Source organism: Octadecabacter sp. B2R22 (genome assembly GCF_018861045.1).
GTDB lineage: Bacteria > Pseudomonadota > Alphaproteobacteria > Rhodobacterales > Rhodobacteraceae > Octadecabacter.
Genome location: NZ_JAHKQJ010000007.1, coordinates 1,240,622 through 1,259,979, shown reverse-complemented (window position 1 = coordinate 1,259,979; position 19,358 = coordinate 1,240,622). Strand labels below are relative to the sequence as shown.

Here is a 19,358-nt window from a genome sequence, read left to right as displayed (position 1 = left end):
CCGAAACTTGCGCCTATGTCTGCCCTGCGTTCAGAACGTCGCGAATTGCATCCGTGATCTCATCATAAAGAACGGCGCGTTCGTCCTCGGACAAGAATGTTCCGATTTCAACTTCGCGGTCATTTCCCTTGAGTGTCAAATAGTTGGGAATGCGTTCATTGTGGGGGTCTATCTTGACCTGAACCCAATAGGGGTTGGCCTCCCAGGAATAGTGACCTTTGCGGGGGTCATGGTGGTCAAGCGTCATGCGGTCGTGCCAGATCGACAGGTCTTCAAGGATTTCGCCATCCTTGTAGCTGCGGTGCAGGGCATACCACATGCCGGCGACAGCGATGATGAAGAAGGGTAAAAGCCCCCACAACACTGGCGAACCGAGTACCGAAAGCATCGGCAGCAAGACCAAGGCGAGAGTGCCCGCGATAAAGATCACAAAATCACGTCGCAGCAGGGATCGGTAGGGCCACAAATGAACCTGCTTTAGGGGTGCGTCCTCATCGGGCTTACCCTGCGGTGTGATCCATTCAACAGGCATTACGCGCGTATCCGTTGAAATGTCGCTTTGACTGCGATCCAGATGAATCCGATCACGGCGATAAAGGTCAGCAGTGATACGATTGACGTGGCAACGACCATTGGGTTCGCTCCGTTCGTGTCCTCCAGATAGCTCCTTGGCATGCCCGCTGACATCATCGCCGCAGCGGCGAAGGGCAGGGCGAGCACTGTGATGTGCAGCATCCAGAACAAAGTTTTCAAAGCGTCATGGGGGAGAGGTGCGCCCCATCTCGCAAGGAGCCAGAACACAAGAGCGATAGCCATGAAGATTAGCATTGGAGCAAGCAGTTGTTCGGCGTTCCCAGCGACAAAATAGGTGTCGTCGTAGAAGTCGGATTTGGTCACGGTTGGTGGTCTGATCATTGATATGAACAAGTCTGCGATTGCGGTAAGGACCGCGGTGGATAAGGCCGCGAGGATCGCAAGCAGATACATCAGGACGACGCTGAGGGAGAGCGCAACAACAGTCTTTCCACGCACATGAAGGAACAGCGGTACGCCTATCAGCACGATGAAGATGATCCAGAAAATAATCATGAATATGCTCCTAAAGAAGAAGGGCCCCGGCGTTTCCGCCGAGGCCCGTATTCATCAGACCTGACGGTCGTTAGTGGGAATGTGCGTGATCCCAGTCTTCCTGTTTTGGAAGCTGCTCGAATGTGTGCTCCGGTGGAGGGGACGGCAAAGTCCATTCCAACGTGTCAGCAAATTCGCCCCATGGGTTATTCTCTGTGCAGTTGCGTGGCGCCAGCAAGACCTTGAACAAGATCACGATGAAGAACACGAAAGATCCGAACGAGATGAACGCACCGATGGAAGACACATAGTTCCAGAGAGCAAAGGCTTCGTTGTAGTCGATGTAGCGGCGCGGCATGCCGTTACGACCCAAGAAGTGCTGTGGGAAGAATGTCAGGTTTGCACCGATAAACATGGCCCAGAAGTGAATCCTACCAGCCCATTCCGGCATCATCCGGCCCGCAAACTTTGGCAGGTAGAAATAGATACCGGCAAAGATACCGAACACAGCCCCCAGCGACATCACGTAGTGGAAGTGTGCCACAACGTAGTAGGTGTCGTGGTAGGCACGGTCGACGCCAGCTTGGGACAGAACGATCCCGGTTACGCCACCAACGGTGAACAGGAACAAGAACCCGAACGCCCAGAGCATCGGCACCTTGAAGGTCACAGACCCGCCCCACATTGTTGCGATCCAGCTGAAGACCTTAACGCCTGTAGGCACCGCGATAACCATGGTTGCCAGCATGAAGTAGGACTGCTGTGTCAAGGACATACCGACCGTGTACATGTGGTGAGCCCAAACGACGAAGCCAAGAACACCAATCGCAACCATCGCGTAGACCATTGGCAGGTAACCGAAGATCGGTTTCTTGGAGAATGTCGCAACGATGTGGCTGATGATGCCAAAGGCCGGAATGACGATGATGTATACTTCTGGGTGACCGAAGAACCACAAGATGTGCTGGTACAGGATCGGGTCGCCGCCGCCAGCAGGGTCAAAGAAGGTCGTGCCGAAGTTACGATCCATCAGAAGCATTGTGATCGCACCAGCCAGAACAGGCAGAGCCAAAAGGATTAGCCAAGCTGTTACGAAGATGGACCAAGCAAACAGCGGCACTTTGTGCAGCGTCATGCCAGGTGCGCGCATGTTCAGGAAGGTTGTGATCATGTTGATCGCGCCAAGGATAGAAGACGCACCGGAGACGTGCACGGCGAAGATCGCGAGGTCCATTGAGATACCAGCCTCGGATGTGGAGAGCGGCGGGTACAGAACCCAACCAACACCAGAGCCCAGCTGACCGTTGCCACCAGGGGCAAGCAGCGAACAGACACCAAGCGCTACACCAGTGCAGAACAGCCAGAACGACAGGTTGTTCAAACGCGGGAACGCCATGTCAGGTGCGCCAATTTGCAATGGCATCAGGTAGTTACCGAAACCACCGAAAAGGGCAGGAATAACAACGAAGAACATCATCAGGACGCCGTGATAGGTCACCATCACGTTCCAGAGGTGCCCGTTCGGGGTACACTCATTCAGAGCTGCCGGGAACAAACGTGCGCCTTCAAGGCACATGTATTGAACACCTGGGTTCATAAGCTCCATCCGCATGTAAACGGTGAAACAGACGGACAAGAACCCGACGAAACCCGCCACAAACAGGTATAAGATACCGATATCTTTGTGGTTTGTGGACATAAACCAGCGGGTAAAGAACCCGCGATTGTCTTCGTGCCCGTGGTCGTGGACGGCTGCGTCTACCATGTGGCGCTCCCTATTTCTTCAACATGATCAGTGAGGGATGAACAGACTCATCCCACGGCTTTGATGGAGTTTTAGAGGGCGTGGCCAAGCAGAGCAACTACCCATGTGCATAATTGCATGGGTTAAATTGGCGCAGGTGGTTGAACACTGCGCTTTATGGCCGTTTTGGCCCGTTCGTTGGCTGGGATTGATATGCAGAGATTCGCAACGCGAGACCTTGATCTAAGACAAACGCTCCGACTTTGACCTTGGCAAAGCCCCGCGATCGCTTAGGGCTCGCGGGACGTGATGCAGTCGTCAAAGGTTTTGCGCAGGGCGACATCGACGTCGTCCATTGTGACGGGCAGGCCAAGATCAACCAGCGATGTCACACCGTGTTCACTGATGCCGCAGGGTACGATCCCGCCAAAATGGCTGAGGTCTGGTTCGACGTTGATACTGATGCCGTGAAAGCTGACCCATTTGCGCAAACGGATGCCGAGGGCGGCGATCTTATCCTCTGCAGGTTGGCCAAGTGCAGTCAGCGGTTTGTCGTCGCGCTGCACCCACACCCCAACGCGACCATCGCGGATTTCGCCTTTGACATTGAATTCTGCCAGCGCCGCAATGACCCAGGTTTCAAGGTCTTTCACAAAGCGTCGCACATCATGGCCGCGTTTGCCGACGTCCAGCATGACATAGGCAACCCGTTGGCCCGGACCATGGTAGGTATATTGCCCGCCGCGTTTTGTTGTGTGCACAGGAAAACGGTCGGGCTCGGTGAGGTCTTCTAGCTTGGCCGATGTGCCGGCCGTATAAAGAGGGGGGTGTTCGATCAGCCAGATACACTCATCGGCCTCACCAAGATGGATCGCCTCCGCGCGCGCCTCCATAAAGGCTTCAGCCTGCGCGTATTCGGTCAAACCTTGTGTCGTGATCCATTCAACCATCACTTACCGAGGCAAAAGCCCCGCCTCCTTTAATTTGCCGACATTGGCGCGGCTTACCGGCACGTCGGGGCCATCTGTCAGGGTCAGCACAGCGCCGTCGCCCTTGCGATTGGCCGCTGTCACTTGGGGCAGGGCGATCCAATGGGACCGATGGACCTGCAATCCGACCGTGTCGCCGACCTCTTTGATCGCATCGCACAGCCGCATCAACACCATGTCTTCGCCTTTTGTCGTTCTAACGCGAACATAATGGTCCTCTACAGACAGCGCGACGAGAGGACCGCGTTTATCAAAAGGGATGCGATCTAGGATTGGGGGCGGGGCCGGCTGCACCGCGTCTTGTTTGGCGCTGCTGTTCGCAACAAAGAAGATCGTGGTGATGATCGACGATATAACAACGACATTGGCCGCAATGATCACCAAGTCCCGCCCTGTGGCCCAGTACTCAACAGCCAGACCGTTCAGTATATAGACAACGGCAAAGACGCCGACGCCGGTTAAGGGCGTCGCTATTAGCAGTCGCGGCAGCAGCCCCGAACGCGGGCCAGCCAGCCTGTCCGCGGTGAGCGTGCCAAAGTAGCCGACACTATAACACAAAACGACGATCGTGCCCCAATAGGCAAACCGCGGGAGATGGCGCATCGCCTCGTCTGTATTAAACGGCCCCATCACCGTCAGGATTATAGCCGCCCCCAATAGGCTCGCCACGCGCGTGGGCTGGGCCATATGGGCCCGCCATTCACGTATCGTGGACTGCGAGGCGGTGGTGTTCACGTATAATCTCTTTCGTTTGGGCAGGGTGCATTGGGTCAGCAAGGCGGTTGGCTAAGACATAGGCAATCAAACCCAAACTGCCAATTCGAAAGGTTTCCTTATGTCACTAGACCCGCTTTTATCCGCACCGCTTCATATCCAGATCCATGCCGCCGCCGCGCTGATCGCTGTCGCGGTTGGGCCTTTGCCGCTTTATCGTAAGAAGAGGGACCGATTGCATAAGATCACGGGTTACATCTGGGTCGCGGCGATGTTTACGGTCGCTGCTTCGGCGTTCTTCATTCACAGTTTTGCTGTGATTGGCCCTTTTAGCCCGTTGCATGGATTCGCGCTGCTGACGTTTTGGTCCCTCTTTACGGGGATGCGTCACATATTTGCGGGGCGGGTTCGTGCGCACCGTGCGACGTTTCGTGCGCTCTATTGGTTTGGATTGATGGGGGCGGGGGTGGCGAATTTTCTGCCGGACCGGCTGATAAACGAAGCTGTATTTGGTGGTTCCGACAATCTGGGCTGGATCGTGATCGGCCTTGCGACAGTGCTTTTGATTTGGATCGCACGCGGTGGCCGTGGCGCGGCGGATTTGGCGCTGGCCCCGCAATCGTAACAACTTGTGAATTTAACGCTTGAGGTGCGCGCAGTGCTTCGCTAAATGGCGCCTACGCTTTCGGACATCGCGGTCGTGGCGGAATTGGTAGACGCGCAGCGTTGAGGTCGCTGTGAGGTAACACTCGTGGGGGTTCGAGTCCCCCCGACCGCACCAGTCGGAGCATTCCCGATCATTATAGAATCTCTATGTCCTACCATGCTGGCTGCATGGTCGACGACATTGCGTTGAGTTGCAGCTGACTCTCCCTCGCCGTGGTCCCCGTTCTGTAAAAAGCATGTAAGGAATTAATTTCCGCGTGTAAAAAAATATCGACAGACGGTTCTGGCTCGCTATACTGAGTTCCAGAGATCAGGGGAGGGTGTCTGCATGGGTAAGCCACGTATCAATACGATGGAGGAGCTGTCTGCCGCGATTGGCGTTTCACGCCCGACGCTGTCACGTTTTTTTCAGGACCCCTCGCTTGTTAAACCAAACACTGTCGCTCGGATCGAAGCGGGGTTGGCGACGGTTGAATACATCCCGAACTTCTTTGCGACGCGCCTCAATCGGAAGTCGACTGGAATGATCGGAGTTATCATTCCCTACCTGAATGATCTGTTCTTCACCAAACTTCTCGAATCAGTTGAGATTGCCGCGATGGAAGCCGGCCTGACCGTCATTACGCAATGCTCTCACTCGGATCCGGCCATCGAAGCGCGCGCCGCCGAGACGTTTATTTCGATGAATGTTGACGGGGCTTTGGTTGCGCCACTTGGGGATCATAGTGATCAGGCGGTTTATCGGCGCCTGCAGTCTCGTCTGCCGTTTGTCATGATGGATTCACGTCCGAATACGATGCAGGGCGTTGATTTTGTTGGAACAAACCACACTCAAAGTACGGGGTTAATCGTCGAGTACCTGTGCCGGATCGGTGATCCGCCGGTGTTTTTGGCGATGCCACGGGTGAATTTCAACGCTCTGGAACGTGAAGCGGCCTATATCGCCAAGATGGAAGAACTTGGGTTCAAGCCACAGGTTTTGGGTACGGAATTGGTGAACGAGGACTGGCATTTTGAGAAGCATGGAGAAGCGGTTCTGAATGCTGAACTCTCTGCTGGTCGCCTCGCGGAACGGTCGATTCTCTGCGCAAATGACCGTTTGGCGATTGGTGCCATACGTGCTGCGACGCGGCACGGCCTATTTCCTGGGCGCAGCAAAGAGGGCGGTTTCCGGATCGCAGGGCATGATGATTACCCGCTATGTCCAAATATTAATCCATCGTTAACCACAGTCGCACAGGATACCGATGCAATTGGTAAGAAAGCAGTTTCTCGGCTTTTGCAGAAGATTAGCGGCGATCTTTCAGATGATACGCCAGAGATTTCGTTGTTTGACGGTAGTCTAATGTTGCGTGAATCGGCCTAGCTTTGAAACTTTTGCTGCGGCGCAGAAAATAGGCAGTTTAAAAACTTTCTTGACAGGCGCGGGTCTCGACGCCAATATTTACATACGTAAAAAAGGGAGGACATTCATGTCTATTAAGAAAACACTGCTAACCACTGCGATTGGTTTCAGCCTCACAGCTGGCGCTGCGGCTGCTGACGGCCATGCAACAGAATTGACAATTGCGATCGTGAACAACGGTCACATGATCAACATGCAAACAGTTGCAGAAGCATACACAGAAGAAACAGGCGTCGTTCTGAACTGGGTATCTCTGGAAGAAGGCGTTCTGCGCGAGCAGGTTACTTCTGACACAGCAACCGGTGGCGGCCAGTACGACATCATCAACATCGGCATGCAGGAAGCACCAATCTGGGGCGCTGCAGGCTGGATCGAACCACTGAACTTCGACGACTCTTACGACGTTGACGACATTCTGCCTGCAATGGCAGCTGGTCTGTCCGCTGACGGTCAGCTTTACGCTGCACCATTCTACGGCGAATCTTCCATGGTTATGTACCGTGGTGATCTTGCTGACGCTGCTGGCGTAACAATCGCTGACAACGACAGCTGGGAAAACGTTGTCGCAGCCGCTGCTGCGATGCACGACCCAGACAACGGCGTTTACGGTGCATGTTTGCGCGGTAAACCAGGTTGGGGTGACAACGGCGCATTCATCGGCACAATCGCGAACTCCTTTGGCGCTGCGTATCTGAACGCTGACATGACTCCGGCATTCGACACACCAGAGTTTAATGCTGCGGTTACTATGTACGTAGACCTGCTGCAGAACTACGGCCCTCCAGGTTCTGAAGGTAACTCCTTCAACGAGATCTTGGCTTTGTACAACGAAGGCAAGTGTGGCCTGTGGATTGATGCGACGATCGCTGCATCCTTCCTTGAGAACGAAAACGTGCGTTACGCTCAGTCGCCAAACGCTGGTAACCCAGTTGGTGCGAACTGGCTGTGGGCTTGGGCAATGGCTGTTCCAACAGGTTCGCCAAACTCCGAAGCTGCTCATGACTTCATCCAGTGGGCAACATCCAAAGAGTACGTTCAGGCTGTAGGCAACCACCCAGACTTCGGTTGGGGTTCTGTTCCAACTGGTCAGCGTGCATCTACATATGCAATCCCTGAGTTCCAGGCAGCTGCTGGTTTTGCAGAAGCTGAACTTGCTGCGATCAACTCTGCTGCTCCAGAAGCAACAGACATCAAGCCTTACGTTGGTGTTCAGTTCGTAGCGATCCCTGAGTTCCCAGAGATCGGTACTGCATTCGGTCAGGAAATGGCAGCGGCATTGTCCGGCGCCAAGTCTGTCGAAGAAGCACTTGCAGCATCTCAGGAAGCAGCTGATGCGATCCTGCGTGAAGCTGGCTACTACTAATACGTAGTTTGACCTTCGAGAAGACCCGGCCTTGCGCCGGGTCTTCTTACTCTACCCTCCGTTTCACTCGCCAATAGTATCTGTGTCCGTTGTCAATTTGACCGGCCTGCCGTTGGCGTGAGAAACCCGAAATTTATTGCTACGCACTTTCACCAAGCTGAGAGACCTCGTTATGGCCAATAGAACAATCCCTCGTCTTCTTCAGACACCAGCCGTGTTGCTGTTGCTGTTCTGGATGATCGTCCCGCTCGCGATGACGCTCTTTTATTCATTTATCCGCTACGTTCTGAACAGCACGGTTCGTCCTGAATGGACAACGCCGTCCTGGTCCAACTGGCGCGGTTTCGGAAACTACGAGTTCGTGATGAACTCCAAAGATTTTATTCTGGCGATTAAGAACAGTCTGTTCATCGTTGGCAGCATCCTGACGCTGACGGTCGTGCTTGGTGTAATGATCGCCGTGTTGATCAACCGGTCCTTCCCGGGCCGCGGTGTTGTTCGTGTTTTGCTGATCTCGCCGTTCTTTGTGATGCCTGCCGTGAACGCGGTGTTGTGGATCAACATGTTGCTTGATCCGGTGCTTGGCCTTCAGGGGATCGCCATTAGCGCGATCAATGACATGGCGGCCGGAATGCAAGATGCGCCGCTTGTTGGGTGGTTCTTTAACCTCTGGCCTGTTTTGGAGCCGATCTCGTTCCGTGCCACGCAAACCTCTGCGATTGCAGTTATCATGATGGTCACATGGCAGTGGACGCCTTTTGCGGTCCTTATCTTTATGACGTCGTTGCAATCGGAAGATCAGCAACAAAAAGAAGCCGCTGTGCTGGATGGCGCAAGCCGCTGGTCGCAGTTCCGGTTCCTGACCTTGCCGCACCTTGGCCGCCCAATGGCGATCGTTGTGATGATCCAGGCGATTTTCCACCTCTCGCTTTATGCAGAGATCGAAATTGTCAGCCGCGGTAACGGCAACAAAAACCTGCCTTATCTGATTGGTGAATTCACCAACAACAACATTGGTGCTGCAAGCGCCACGGGCATTTTCGCAGTCATTCTCGCCAACATCGTCGCCATCTTCTTGCTGCGCGCTGTTGGTAAGACATTGATGGAATAAGGGGACACACAATGGCAATCGTTGCTAAAACTTCACGGTTCTCGAAAATCGCTTGGCCAACCCTCGCTTGGGTCGTCGCACTGATTTTCTTCTTTCCGATCTTTTACATGATCCTGACCAGCTTCAAGACAGACGCTGACGCTGTTAAAGCAGAGCATGTGTTCTTCTTTACTCCGACGTTGGAAAACTACGCCAACATGTCGGACAACTACGACTACTGGCGCTTCGCGACCAACTCGGTGATCACTTCGGTTTTTGCGACGTTGTTCGCGCTGATCGTCGGTGTGCCTTGTGCCTACGCTATGGCGTTCAACCCCAGCCGTGGCACGAAGGACATATTGATGTGGATGTTGTCCACAAAAATGCTGCCTGCGGCGGCTGTTTTGTACCCGATGACATTCCTGACAAAGAACGTGTTTAACGTCTTTGACACACACTTCCTTGTCATCTTCGTGCTGTGCCTGATCAACCTGCCGATCGTGGTCTGGATGTTGTTCACCTATTTTAAGGACATCCCGAAAGACATCATCGAAGCGGGCAAGATGGACGGCCTAACCACATGGGGCGAGGTCAAAGAGATCCTTATCCCACTAGCGTGGGGTGGCATCGTTTCCACCGCACTCTTGACGTTTATTTTCTGCTGGAACGAGGCCTACTGGACAGTGCGTCTCACGACGATTGACGCAGCAACCCTGTCCAAGCTTATCGAGGGCAACCGCGCCCCAGAGGGCTTGTTCTTCGGGCGCTTGTCGGCGGTCTCTACAGCAGCAGTCGGACCAATCATCGTCTTGGGTTGGTTCTGTCAGAAACAATTGGTCTCAGGTTTGACCTTTGGCGCAGTGAAATAAGGAGCGATCTCATGGGAAGCATCGTACTTGATAAAGTTCAGAAGAAATTTGGCGACGTGGAAGTCATTCCGCCGCTGGATCTTGAAATCAACGACGGCGAGTTCGTGGTATTTGTCGGCCCATCGGGTTGCGGTAAGTCCACGCTGTTGCGGATGATCGCAGGTCTGGAAGACCTAACAGCAGGTAAAGTTAACATCGACGACAAAGACGTCACCGAAGTGTCGCCAGCCAAGCGCGGGTTGTCGATGGTGTTCCAGTCTTACGCTTTGTACCCGCACATGACGGTTCGCAAGAACATCGCGTTCCCGATGCGGATGGCGAAAATCCCGCAAGACGTACAAGACGCAAAGATTGAAGCGGCTGCAAAGTCGTTGAACTTGGCGGACTATCTTGACCGTAAGCCGGGCCAATTGTCCGGTGGTCAGCGCCAACGTGTGGCCATTGGTCGTGCGATTGTTCGTGAACCATCCGCGTTCTTGTTTGACGAACCGCTGTCCAACCTTGATGCGGCACTGCGTGTCGGCATGCGTTTGGAAATCATGGAGCTTCATACCAAGCTGAAGACAACCATGATCTACGTGACGCACGACCAAGTCGAAGCGATGACAATGGCCGACAAGATCGTTGTGTTGCAGGCGGGCGTGATCGAACAGGTCGGTTCCCCACTTGAGCTGTACCACACACCACGCAACAAATTCGTTGCGGGTTTCATCGGGTCTCCGAAAATGAACCTGATTGAGGGCGAAGAGGCGGCCAAGCACGATGCGACAACCATCGGCATTCGCCCAGAACACGTTTCGGTTTCAAAGACCGAAGGCACGTGGAAAGGCACCGTCGGCGTAGCAGAGCACCTTGGGTCGGATACCTTCATTCACGTTCACAATACGGGTTTGGATACGGGCGAAGGTGATTTGTTCACCGTGCGTATCTCGGGCGACATCGCAGTGTCTCACGGAGACACCGTTTACCTGACACCTGACATGGACCAGCTGCACAGGTTCGATGCGCAAGGGTTGCGCATCGCGTAATCGAAACTGTTGATCGGTGAATAATACCATGGGGACCAACGTGAAAAATCTAGGCGAACTGCCACAAAGCGTACGCGTGCCGAGCTATGATCGGACTGCTTTATCTGTCGGGATCGTTCATATCGGTCTGGGCAATTTCCACCGTGCCCATCAGGCATGGTATCTTCACCGATTGATGGATCAGGGCCTTGCCCATGATTGGGCGATTGCGGGGGCAGGGGTGCGCCCCGCAGACGCTAATCAGCGTCAAAAGCTTTTGGATCAGGACTGTCTGACAACCCTGATCGAGCTTGACCCGTCTGGTAAATCAGCCGAGGTCATCGGCTCGATGATTGATTTCGTCGAAGTTGAGGCCGACAATGCGTCCCTCATTGCTCAGATGGCCACAGAAGCTGTTCGGATTGTTTCACTGACAGTGACCGAAGGTGGATATTATCAATCTGTTGAGGGTGGTTTGGACACAGGTCACGCTGACGTCGTTCACGATGCGGCAAACCCTGACACGCCTAAAACTGCATTCGGCGCTATGATTGCTGCGCTGAAACTGAGACGTGCCAATGGCTTTGGCCCGTTTACCTGCCAGAGCTGCGACAACCTTCAGGGCAACGGCGACATTCTTCACCAGACGATCATAGCGCTGGCGACCTTGTCTGATCCAGACCTTGCAGCTTGGATTGATGAAAACGCCACGTTCCCGAATTCAATGGTCGACTGCATTGTACCGGCGACTGGCCCAAAGGAGCTTGAACTGGCTGCGTCTTTCGGGATTGCAGATGCTGTTCCGGTTACGCATGAACCGTTTCGCCAGTGGGTGATCGAAGACAAGTTCTGCGCAGGGCGCCCAGATTACGACAAGGTCGGTGCGACATTTACGGATGACGTGCACGGCTTTGAGGATATGAAGCTACGCTTGCTAAATGCAGGCCACCAGATCATCGCGACACCGGGCGAATTGCTGTCTGTCGAAACAATTGCAGGCACCATGGCGCACCCATTGATCCGCGATTTGTTCCGCAAGATCGAAACAACAGAGATCGTGCCGCACGTTCAGTCCGTTCCGGGGCTGACGCCTTTGGAATACGTCGATCTGGTCACTGAGCGTTTTTCCAATCCAGAAATCTACGACACGACCCGCCGCGTGGCTTTTGATGGATCATCACGCCATGCGGGGTTCTTGCATCCCATCATTCGGGATGCCTTGGCGGTAAATGCACCGATTGAGGGCCTTGCCCTGATCGAAGCACTTTGGGCGCGCATGTGCGCTGGGACCCGTGAAGACGGCTCCGAGATAAAAGCCAACGACCCGTTCTGGGATACCTTGGTCGAGCACGCCACCCTTGCGAAAACCGATCCCGCTAAGTGGATCGAGCAAGAGCAATATTACGGGACGCTCGCGCAGAACCCTGTTTTTGCAGAGAGTTTTTCCCGCTGGCTTTCCGTCGTCTGGCGCGACGGGACGCAAGCCGCGATCGAAACCTACCTTAAGGGCTAGATCGGATTAAGAATTCAAACTGGGGGACGAATATTCCCCCAGTTTCGCCCGTATCTAGGGTAGAAAACTAATCCAGATAGATGTGGTTATGACTGACAAGACCGTGCCAAGCAGCACGGAGGATGCAGCCACCCGTTTTGCCGTTCCATACATGTTTGCAAAGACATAGGCGTTGGTTCCTGGCGCGACCGCAGCCGTGACCACCGCCGAGCGTAGTGTCGCCGTGGACAGGTCAAACCAGTGCACCATCCCCCAAACGATCATCGGATGGATGATGAGAGAGACACCACAAACATATAGGATCGTGCGCATATCCCCTTCGGGGCGGTAGCGATACAGCACGCCGCCAAGACCAAACAAAGCGGCCGGAAGGGCGGCGCGGGCCATAAGTTCTACGGCGTCGGTCAACACGGACGGCAATGGAATATTGCCGAGGTTCACCGCTAACCCTAGCCCGATTCCGACGACCATTGCGTTCGAGAACATGGATTTTGCGACCTTTGCAGGCAGTTTGCGCAGCGCAGTTCCCTGCGCGCGGGCCAGTTCCATCGCCGTGATGCCAAGCATGTACCCAAACGGCGCGTGCACGGCGATAATCGTATAGTTTCCCAGTAGGGAGTCAGGTCCGAACGCGCGTTCGGTGATCGGCACGCCAAGCAACAAAGTATTTGAGAAACAGCAGCAAAATGCGATGGCGACACAGTCTTCCCATGACCGTCCAAACAGAAAACGGGCACCAAGTAACCCGAGGATGAACGCCGCAACAACGCCGGCGTAGAAACTAAACAACAGGGGGGCGTTAAAATTCTCACCGATGTCCAATGTTGAAATGGCACGAAACAACAGGACGGGAATTGCGAATTTTTGCGCAAAAAGCATCAACCCGTCCACGGCATCGTCCGTGAACATTTTGCCCCAAACCGCCAAGTACCCAGCCCCCAGTACGATAAAGACCGGCAGAACGATGACGAGGATGTCAATCATGGCTTAACTGTCCAGCGTCAACGTCAACCCATCGTAAGCGGGCTGAATGTGCTCTGGCGTTTCTGCGGCCACGGTCTCGTAGTCCAGATCGATGTGCATATTGGTCAGCACAGCGCGTTTGGGCTGCACGCGGTCGATCCATTCAAGCGCCTTGGCAAGATGTGCGTGGGTTGGGTGGGGATCGCGGCGCAGGGCATCGACAATCCAAAGATCTAAACCTTCGAATGCGGGCCAGGCTGCATCAGGAATGTCTGAGACGTCCGGCAAATACATCGCATTTCCGATCCGAAATCCGAGCGCGTCAATGTTCCCGTGTTGCACTTCGATTGGGGACAGGGTGATCGGCCCACCGGCGCCGTCAACGGTGACATCACCCGTAATGGTGTTGAGGTCGCAAATTGGCGGATAGTTGGAATCTTTGGGTTGAACAAAAGCATACCCGAACCGCGCAAGCAGCTGGTTTCCCGTGTCCGCGTCTGCCCAAACTTGAAGCCTCTGACGCATGTTAAAGACGATCATTCGAACGTCATCGATACCGTGCACATGATCGGCATGGGCATGGGTGTAAACGACCGCGTCCAGCTCTCCGACCTCGGCGTCGAGCAGCTGTTGGCGAAGGTCGGGCGACGTATCGATCAAGACGCGGGTCACGCCGTCGGGCGAGGTGCGTGTCACCAGCAGGGAACAGCGTTTGCGCACATTCTTGGGGTTGGCAGGGTCACACGCGCCCCAGTGCCCGCCAAGACGCGGCACGCCGCCAGAGGACCCGCAGCCAAGGATGCGTAGAGTGATCGTCATGCGGACCAACCCGCGGCCTTTGAAAACAGGCGGTCGAAATTGGCGGTGGTTTGGGCTGCGAAGTCTTCGTAGTTCAACCCGAATGCTTCGGCTCCAATTTTAGCAGTGTGGGCCGTGTAGGCGGGTTCGTTGCGCTTGCCGCGATGGGGCGGGGGCGCAAGGTAAGGGCTGTCGGTTTCAACCAAGATACGATCCACTGGCGCTGCCGCGAAGATGTCGCGCAACTCGGTGGACTTGGGAAAGGCCGCGATGCCCGACATCGAAAGGTAGAACCCAAGGTCAATCGCCACGCGGGCCAGTTCAGCGCTGCTGGAAAAGCAGTGCATCACGCAGGAATAAGGCTTTTGCGCGTGGGCGGTGCTGAGGATATCGATCATGTCCTCGTCGCTGGCGCGGTTGTGAATGATCAGCGGCAGGCCAGTTTCTTGGGCGGCTTGGATGTGAATGCGCAGAGATTGTTTTTGGATTTCGGCGCTCTCAGACGTGTAGTGGTAATCAAGGCCACTTTCACCGATGCCGACAAATTTGGGATGCCGGGACATGGTCACCAGTTCATCGACTGTTGCCAAGGGTTCATCAGCCGCGCTCATCGGGTGTGTGCCTGCGGCGTAAAAGACGGGTGCGTAGGCTTCGGCAATCGCACGGACCTGCGGTTCAAGGCGCAGTTTCGTGCAGATCGTCACCATCCGCGCCACACCAGCGGCCACGGCGCGATCAATGACATCTGCGCGTTCCTCGTCAAAATCTGGGAAATCCAGATGGCAATGACTATCGACAATCTGCGGAGTGGACATACTGCGCCTTTGGGCTTTGGGAAATCAGGGGGTGGCCACGCCCTGCGCGACTTTTTCGATCTTAAATAGCGTATCAAGGATCAGCGCGGCAGGGTCAAGATTGACCGCCTTGCCGTGACGGGTGCTTTCACTGACCTCTTGTTGCAGGGTGGCCCATTTGCGGGCGGCAACATCGTGCGGCGACAGCCGCGACAGCAGCAATGCTTCACCCTGAGAGGCCTGCACGGCGGGCGGCCCTTCAAGGCCGGCGCGGGCAAGGCGGGCCAGAAATGTATCAATCAAATCAAGCACCAAGGCGAAGCGCGTGGCACCCGCTTTGCCGGTGCAACTGTCCGCAAGACGCAAGGCACGCGGGCGGTCAAAGCGGGGCAAGCCGCCCATCAGGCCAACCAGATCGGAATAGATTGTCAGCCCGTCCAGATTGGTCAGGCGGATCGCTTCGCCGACGGACCCACCAGACAGCGCCGCAAGGCTTTCGCTGCCATCAGTGTGCACCTCGGCTTGCTCCAAGGCATGCCCGACATCTGCGGCATTTAGAAAGCCGCAGCGCAACAGCCGACACCGTGACCGGATCGTCGGCAAAAGCCGCGACGGCTGATGCGAGACCAACAAGAAATAGGTGTCCTTGGGCGGCTCTTCGAGAACCTTCAGGATCGAGTTGGCGACTGACGGGTTCATGTCATCGGCGGCATCGATAATGATGACGCGTCGCCCTCCGTCCGTGGCGCTTTGATGCAGAAAATCCATCAGCTTGTTGGGGCCGTCTTTATGGCCGCGCAGTGCTGCCATGGTGATCTGATCCTGAAATCCCGTCTCGGTGGCGTTCAGAACACGGCGCACCACGAATAGGCGTGGATGCGCACCCGCTCGCAGGTGGCGAATGTCAGGATGCTCGGGGTCGATGTCCAAGCTTTCTGGCGGGGGCGGAGCGCCGAACATGTCGTCCGCAGCAACCAAAGGCTGGCTTAATAAAAAGGCCGCCATGCGCCATGCTAGCGTGGCTTTGCCAACGCCACGTGGTCCCGTGATCATCCAGCCCGAATGCATTCGGCCAGAATTGAACGCGTCTAGAAAATCGGCTTCGGCATGGGACTGGCCAAACAAATGTTCGGTTTGGCTGGGGTGGGGGGCGCCTTCGATTTGATCTGACAGAGGCTTTTCACCGTCGTCGTCTTTTGGGGCGCGCGCCATATCAGGCGCCTTCGGACACGTTGGCGGTGCGATCAGCTACATGGGCCGCGATTTCAGCTGCAATCGCCTGAGGATCACGGTTGCCATCAATCAGCACGCAGCGCTGCGGGTTGGCTTTGGCCAAGGCAAGAAACCCGTGGCGCAATGTTTCTTGGAACGCCAACCCCATGTCTTCAAAACGGTCTTCACCGGATTTGCGGGCCAGTCCACGGGTGAGGGCAGCCTCCGGGTCCATGTCGATAATGAACGTCAGGTCCGGTTCTTGGCCGATCATCACATCATGAAGCGCATCAACAGTGCCACGCAGCGCACCACGTGTGGCGCCTTGGTACACGCGCGTGCTGTCCGCAAAACGATCACAAATCACGGTTTTTCCAGCAGCAAGGGCAGGGCGGATTGTCTTTTCAAGATGATCACGGCGCGCAGCTGTGAACAGTAGGATCTCAGTTTCAGCAGACCAGCGATCAGGGTCACCTGTTAGCAAAAGGGCACGGATTTCTTCGGCGCCCGCACTGCCGCCGGGTTCGCGTGTCAGAACCGCATCCGGAAAGCGTTCTGCTAACAGTTTCACTTGTGTGGATTTGCCAGAGCCATCAATGCCTTCAAAAGAGATAAACAGCCCACGAGGGGCGCCGTCATGGGCATGGGTCATGGTTATTCAGTCTCGGCAGGGGCGGCGTCGTCGGGTTCATTGATGCGCGCGACCAAGACGTCGGCAGCCGTGCGAAGGCGTGTGTTGAACCCGCCAGCCGCGACAGATGTCTCAGCGAGCAATGGGACGCGGGTTTCGGGCATGTTTTGAAGTTGGATGACCAATTCCGCAATCTGGTCCCCTTGGGTGACGGGCGCTTGGATCGGTCCGTTGAAAATCACCTCCGCGGCAACATCAGCCCCACCAGCCAGTGGCACAAGCAGAGACAGATCTTCAGCGAGGGTCAGGCCAACGCTTGGCATTTCGCCCATCCAGACGTCAGCCGTGGCGATCCGCGTGCCGCTGCGCCCGAGGTCGCGTTGCGCAAACTGGCGAAAGGACCAATTCACAATGCGTTCCGCTTCTTCGGCGCGGGCCTGCGCACTGTCGAGCCCCGTTAGTACGAAAATAACGCGACGGTCACCCTGTTTGGCCGATCCGACCAAGCCATAGCCCGCCTCGGAGGTGTGGCCCGTTTTTAGACCATCAGCGCCGATCCCGAGTGCCAACAATGGATTGCGGTTCTGGGTGTTGGCGGGGTGTTCGCCATCGTAATCAAAAGATTGCTCAGCAAAGAGAGGATAGAAGGTCGGGTAGTCCGAGATCAGACGATCCGCGAGTATACCAAGGTCACGCATCGACATGCGCTGCCCCGCGGCAGGCCAACCGTTCGAGTTCGCAAAGCTGGAATTCATCATCCCTAATTCGCGGGCACGCACCGTCATCTGCTGGGCAAAACCGGCTTCGGTTCCGTTGATGGAAAGCCCTTCGGCCAGCGCACAAGACGCATCATTGCCAGACAACACAATGACCCCGCGCAGCAGGTCTTCGACCCGAACGCGATCTGATGTGTCCAAGAACATCGTAGAACCTGTGTAATCCATGCAATGTTGGGACACGGGCAGCACATCATCCACCGTGAGCATCGGCAACTGGCCGTTCAACGGATTGATGGCCTCAAACGCCATATAGAGCGTCATCAGTTTTGACATGGACGCAGGCGGCAGCGGTTCATCGGCATTCTTTTCCAGCAAAACAGTGCCGGTTGAATGGTCGATGACATAGGCCGCCGTAGCCCGTGTTTCAAAGGATTGAGCGCTGGCAATTGGCGCGCTCGTGATCAGCAAAAATAGGGCAGATGCAACGCGGATCATGGGGCCTCTTGCGTGGATGGTTGTTGTTTAGTTGGTGACGAAATACGCGTCCTCAAAGCCTTGGGCTTTGACTTGGCGCAGCAGTTCGGCGCGTTCGGATTCAGATGTAGCAGGGCCAACAATGACACGCCAGAAGGTGCGGCCTTGGCTGGTCTGTTCCAGAACCGTCGGAACAATTCCGTTTGAGCGCATGCGCGCAGCGGTGCCGTCCGCGTTGGCCTCAACCGAGAAAATACCGATCTGGATGAAGGGTTTGGACAGCGAAGACGAAGCAGGCGTCGGTGCTGGGCTTGGTGCTGGGGCCGGAGTGGCCACGTCAGCGGCATCAATTGCGGCCGCGGCGGCGGCAATCGGGTCCGGCACATCCAATGGGGCGCTATCAATTGGTGCTGCGGCAATGTCGACGGGGGCCTCGAAGTCAGCGGTTGGCGTTGCTTCAGGTGCGTCGGCGACTTCTTCGCGGCGCAAGGCTGTGACTTGCAGTTGCGCCGGGGCACCCGCGAGCATTTGAAGGGCAGATGCCGCATCAGAGGAAACCTGCAAAGACGGGCCAGGGTTGTCGCGTTCACGACGGAAAAGCGCTCCGATCACAAACGTCCCGTTGGATTGGTTGCGGATAATCACGCGTTCGGGCTCTGTGACGTCAGGATGTGCAACCCAGACACCACCCAAGGACGGGCGACCGTCCCAAAGACCTGATTCTGTAACCTGAAAAGCATCAGGGGCTTCGACATCTCGTTCAACAAGTTGGACGCTTTGGGCTGCTCCGTCGCTGGCTGCGATCGTATCATTTGCCGCCGCGTTGTCTAAAGTCGGGAACGCAAACTCACCGTTCTCGTCACAACCGCTAAGGGCGATGATCGACGACGCCGCCAAAGGAATCGCAAATTTCTTGAATGTTACCCGTGTCTTGCCTGACATTGTGTGCCCTCGTTTTCGCGCCGTTGATCGGCGACTGCGCCCATTTTCGGGCTGTTTTTCTCAGCCCAGATCGTGCGGTAAACCCACACCTTTCGGGGACATTAGCCGTGGTCGCCTTACTTTGAAAGGCTTGTGCACGAATTTCGGCGGAAAACCTCGCAATGAAAAGAGAGCGCTTAGGCACTTTAAGAATCAAATTACCGCAGCTAAAGGTGTCGCCAGCGGAGGCTTGGCAGAGTGGTCGAATGCACCGGTCTTGAAAACCGACGAGGGTGAAAGTCCTCCCAGGGTTCGAATCCCTGAGCCTCCGCCACTAGCTCCTCAATTATGTTCTGACCGCTGGTCGTGGCGTAAAATGCTGCTTTTGCTTCACTTACTAATGGTTGATGCCTATGTA

General features: G+C 55.5%; 19 protein-coding genes and 2 tRNA genes. 9 read left to right on the top strand and 12 right to left on the bottom strand.

The window, feature by feature from the left end:
* Positions 1–13 precede the first annotated feature (13 nt).
* From KO486_RS11705 to KO486_RS11685, 5 genes are all read right to left on the bottom strand, one after another.
* Positions 14–532, bottom strand: a complete 519-nt coding sequence (locus tag KO486_RS11705) for a DUF2244 domain-containing protein (protein WP_216037401.1) — start codon at positions 530–532, stop codon at positions 14–16.
* On the bottom strand, positions 532–1,089 hold the full coding sequence (locus KO486_RS11700; protein WP_216037400.1) for a hypothetical protein: 558 nt from the start codon (positions 1,087–1,089) through the stop codon (positions 532–534). The genes KO486_RS11705 and KO486_RS11700 overlap by 1 nt, the downstream gene beginning before the upstream one ends.
* A 70-nt stretch (positions 1,090–1,159) precedes the next feature.
* On the bottom strand, positions 1,160–2,833 hold the full coding sequence (ctaD, locus tag KO486_RS11695; RefSeq protein ID WP_216037399.1) for a cytochrome c oxidase subunit I: 1,674 nt from the start codon (positions 2,831–2,833) through the stop codon (positions 1,160–1,162).
* A 269-nt stretch (positions 2,834–3,102) separates the two neighbouring features.
* Positions 3,103–3,762 carry a lipoyl(octanoyl) transferase LipB gene (gene lipB, locus KO486_RS11690; protein WP_216037398.1) on the bottom strand — a complete coding sequence of 220 codons (660 nt, stop codon included), beginning with the start codon at positions 3,760–3,762 and terminating at the stop codon, positions 3,103–3,105.
* 3 nt (positions 3,763–3,765) lie between these two features.
* Positions 3,766–4,488: a LytTR family DNA-binding domain-containing protein gene (locus KO486_RS11685; protein WP_216037397.1), complete on the bottom strand. Its 723-nt coding sequence runs from the start codon at positions 4,486–4,488 to the stop codon at positions 3,766–3,768.
* Positions 4,489–4,636: 148 nt separating this feature from the next.
* On the opposite strand from KO486_RS11685, the gene KO486_RS11680 reads away from it, so the two are divergent.
* The 8 genes from KO486_RS11680 (at position 4,637) to KO486_RS11645 (ending at position 12,428) form a co-directional block, all read left to right on the top strand.
* Positions 4,637–5,140, top strand: coding sequence for a DUF2306 domain-containing protein (locus tag KO486_RS11680; protein WP_216037396.1), 504 nt, complete (start codon positions 4,637–4,639; stop codon positions 5,138–5,140).
* 69 nt (positions 5,141–5,209) lie between these two features.
* Positions 5,210–5,296: transfer RNA gene (locus KO486_RS11675), tRNA-Leu, on the top strand.
* Between the two features lie 213 nt (positions 5,297–5,509).
* Entirely contained in the window at positions 5,510–6,547 is a 1,038-nt protein-coding gene (locus tag KO486_RS11670) for a LacI family DNA-binding transcriptional regulator (protein ID WP_216037395.1), read from the top strand.
* Positions 6,548–6,653: 106 nt separating this feature from the next.
* Positions 6,654–7,949 carry a sugar ABC transporter substrate-binding protein gene (locus KO486_RS11665; RefSeq protein ID WP_216037394.1) on the top strand — a complete coding sequence of 432 codons (1,296 nt, stop codon included), beginning with the start codon at positions 6,654–6,656 and terminating at the stop codon, positions 7,947–7,949.
* A gap of 172 nt (positions 7,950–8,121) precedes the next feature.
* Positions 8,122–9,060: a sugar ABC transporter permease gene (locus KO486_RS11660; RefSeq protein WP_216037393.1), complete on the top strand. Its 939-nt coding sequence runs from the start codon at positions 8,122–8,124 to the stop codon at positions 9,058–9,060.
* Between the two features lie 11 nt (positions 9,061–9,071).
* A complete protein-coding gene (locus tag KO486_RS11655; protein ID WP_216037392.1) occupies positions 9,072–9,908 on the top strand; it encodes a carbohydrate ABC transporter permease in 837 nt (278 codons plus the stop codon).
* Positions 9,909–9,919: 11 nt separating this feature from the next.
* Complete coding sequence (locus KO486_RS11650) at positions 9,920–10,936, top strand: ABC transporter ATP-binding protein (RefSeq protein ID WP_216037391.1); 1,017 nt, start codon at positions 9,920–9,922, stop codon at positions 10,934–10,936.
* A 28-nt stretch (positions 10,937–10,964) separates the two neighbouring features.
* Entirely contained in the window at positions 10,965–12,428 is a 1,464-nt protein-coding gene (locus KO486_RS11645; protein WP_216037575.1) for a mannitol dehydrogenase family protein, read from the top strand.
* 54 nt (positions 12,429–12,482) lie between these two features.
* Here the strand turns inward: KO486_RS11645 and KO486_RS11640 are convergent, their stop codons facing one another.
* From KO486_RS11640 to KO486_RS11610, 7 genes are read right to left on the bottom strand one after another with little or no spacing between them, the layout of a single operon-like run.
* Positions 12,483–13,412: an AEC family transporter gene (locus tag KO486_RS11640; protein WP_216037390.1), complete on the bottom strand. Its 930-nt coding sequence runs from the start codon at positions 13,410–13,412 to the stop codon at positions 12,483–12,485.
* A 3-nt stretch (positions 13,413–13,415) separates the two neighbouring features.
* Entirely contained in the window at positions 13,416–14,210 is a 795-nt protein-coding gene (locus KO486_RS11635; protein WP_216037389.1) for an MBL fold metallo-hydrolase, read from the bottom strand.
* On the bottom strand, positions 14,207–15,004 hold the full coding sequence (locus KO486_RS11630; protein ID WP_216037388.1) for a TatD family hydrolase: 798 nt from the start codon (positions 15,002–15,004) through the stop codon (positions 14,207–14,209). Before KO486_RS11630 ends, KO486_RS11635 begins: the two co-directional genes overlap by 4 nt.
* 24 nt (positions 15,005–15,028) lie before the next feature.
* On the bottom strand, positions 15,029–16,195 hold the full coding sequence (locus KO486_RS11625) for a DNA polymerase III subunit delta' (RefSeq protein ID WP_216037387.1): 1,167 nt from the start codon (positions 16,193–16,195) through the stop codon (positions 15,029–15,031).
* Position 16,196: 1 nt separating this feature from the next.
* Positions 16,197–16,847, bottom strand: a complete 651-nt coding sequence (tmk, locus tag KO486_RS11620; protein WP_216037386.1) for a dTMP kinase — start codon at positions 16,845–16,847, stop codon at positions 16,197–16,199.
* 2 nt (positions 16,848–16,849) lie between these two features.
* On the bottom strand, positions 16,850–18,040 hold the full coding sequence (locus KO486_RS11615; protein WP_216037385.1) for a D-alanyl-D-alanine carboxypeptidase family protein: 1,191 nt from the start codon (positions 18,038–18,040) through the stop codon (positions 16,850–16,852).
* 27 nt (positions 18,041–18,067) lie between these two features.
* Positions 18,068–18,961, bottom strand: coding sequence for an SPOR domain-containing protein (locus tag KO486_RS11610; protein WP_216037384.1), 894 nt, complete (start codon positions 18,959–18,961; stop codon positions 18,068–18,070).
* A gap of 223 nt (positions 18,962–19,184) precedes the next feature.
* Between KO486_RS11610 and KO486_RS11605 the strand changes: the two genes are divergently transcribed.
* Positions 19,185–19,274 (top strand) — tRNA-Ser (locus tag KO486_RS11605).
* Positions 19,275–19,358: the final 84 nt, after the last annotated feature.

Excerpts from the sequence above, each read along its gene's own strand:
- KO486_RS11705 (WP_216037401.1), bottom strand. The coding sequence starts at position 532 with ATGCCTGTTGAATGGATCACACCGCAGGGTAAGCCCGATGAGGACGCA.
- KO486_RS11700 (WP_216037400.1), bottom strand. The coding sequence starts at position 1,089 with ATGATTATTTTCTGGATCATCTTCATCGTGCTGATAGGCGTACCGCTG.
- ctaD (WP_216037399.1), bottom strand. The coding sequence starts at position 2,833 with ATGGTAGACGCAGCCGTCCACGACCACGGGCACGAAGACAATCGCGGG.
- lipB (WP_216037398.1), bottom strand. The coding sequence starts at position 3,762 with ATGGTTGAATGGATCACGACACAAGGTTTGACCGAATACGCGCAGGCT.
- KO486_RS11685 (WP_216037397.1), bottom strand. The coding sequence starts at position 4,488 with ATGGCCCAGCCCACGCGCGTGGCGAGCCTATTGGGGGCGGCTATAATC.
- KO486_RS11680 (WP_216037396.1), top strand. The coding sequence starts at position 4,637 with ATGTCACTAGACCCGCTTTTATCCGCACCGCTTCATATCCAGATCCAT.
- KO486_RS11670 (WP_216037395.1), top strand. The coding sequence starts at position 5,510 with ATGGGTAAGCCACGTATCAATACGATGGAGGAGCTGTCTGCCGCGATT.
- KO486_RS11665 (WP_216037394.1), top strand. The coding sequence starts at position 6,654 with ATGTCTATTAAGAAAACACTGCTAACCACTGCGATTGGTTTCAGCCTC.
- KO486_RS11660 (WP_216037393.1), top strand. The coding sequence starts at position 8,122 with ATGGCCAATAGAACAATCCCTCGTCTTCTTCAGACACCAGCCGTGTTG.
- KO486_RS11655 (WP_216037392.1), top strand. The coding sequence starts at position 9,072 with ATGGCAATCGTTGCTAAAACTTCACGGTTCTCGAAAATCGCTTGGCCA.
- KO486_RS11650 (WP_216037391.1), top strand. The coding sequence starts at position 9,920 with ATGGGAAGCATCGTACTTGATAAAGTTCAGAAGAAATTTGGCGACGTG.
- KO486_RS11645 (WP_216037575.1), top strand. The coding sequence starts at position 10,965 with ATGGGGACCAACGTGAAAAATCTAGGCGAACTGCCACAAAGCGTACGC.
- KO486_RS11640 (WP_216037390.1), bottom strand. The coding sequence starts at position 13,412 with ATGATTGACATCCTCGTCATCGTTCTGCCGGTCTTTATCGTACTGGGG.
- KO486_RS11635 (WP_216037389.1), bottom strand. The coding sequence starts at position 14,210 with ATGACGATCACTCTACGCATCCTTGGCTGCGGGTCCTCTGGCGGCGTG.
- KO486_RS11630 (WP_216037388.1), bottom strand. The coding sequence starts at position 15,004 with ATGTCCACTCCGCAGATTGTCGATAGTCATTGCCATCTGGATTTCCCA.
- KO486_RS11625 (WP_216037387.1), bottom strand. The coding sequence starts at position 16,195 with ATGGCGCGCGCCCCAAAAGACGACGACGGTGAAAAGCCTCTGTCAGAT.
- tmk (WP_216037386.1), bottom strand. The coding sequence starts at position 16,847 with ATGACCCATGCCCATGACGGCGCCCCTCGTGGGCTGTTTATCTCTTTT.
- KO486_RS11615 (WP_216037385.1), bottom strand. The coding sequence starts at position 18,040 with ATGATCCGCGTTGCATCTGCCCTATTTTTGCTGATCACGAGCGCGCCA.
- KO486_RS11610 (WP_216037384.1), bottom strand. The coding sequence starts at position 18,961 with ATGTCAGGCAAGACACGGGTAACATTCAAGAAATTTGCGATTCCTTTG.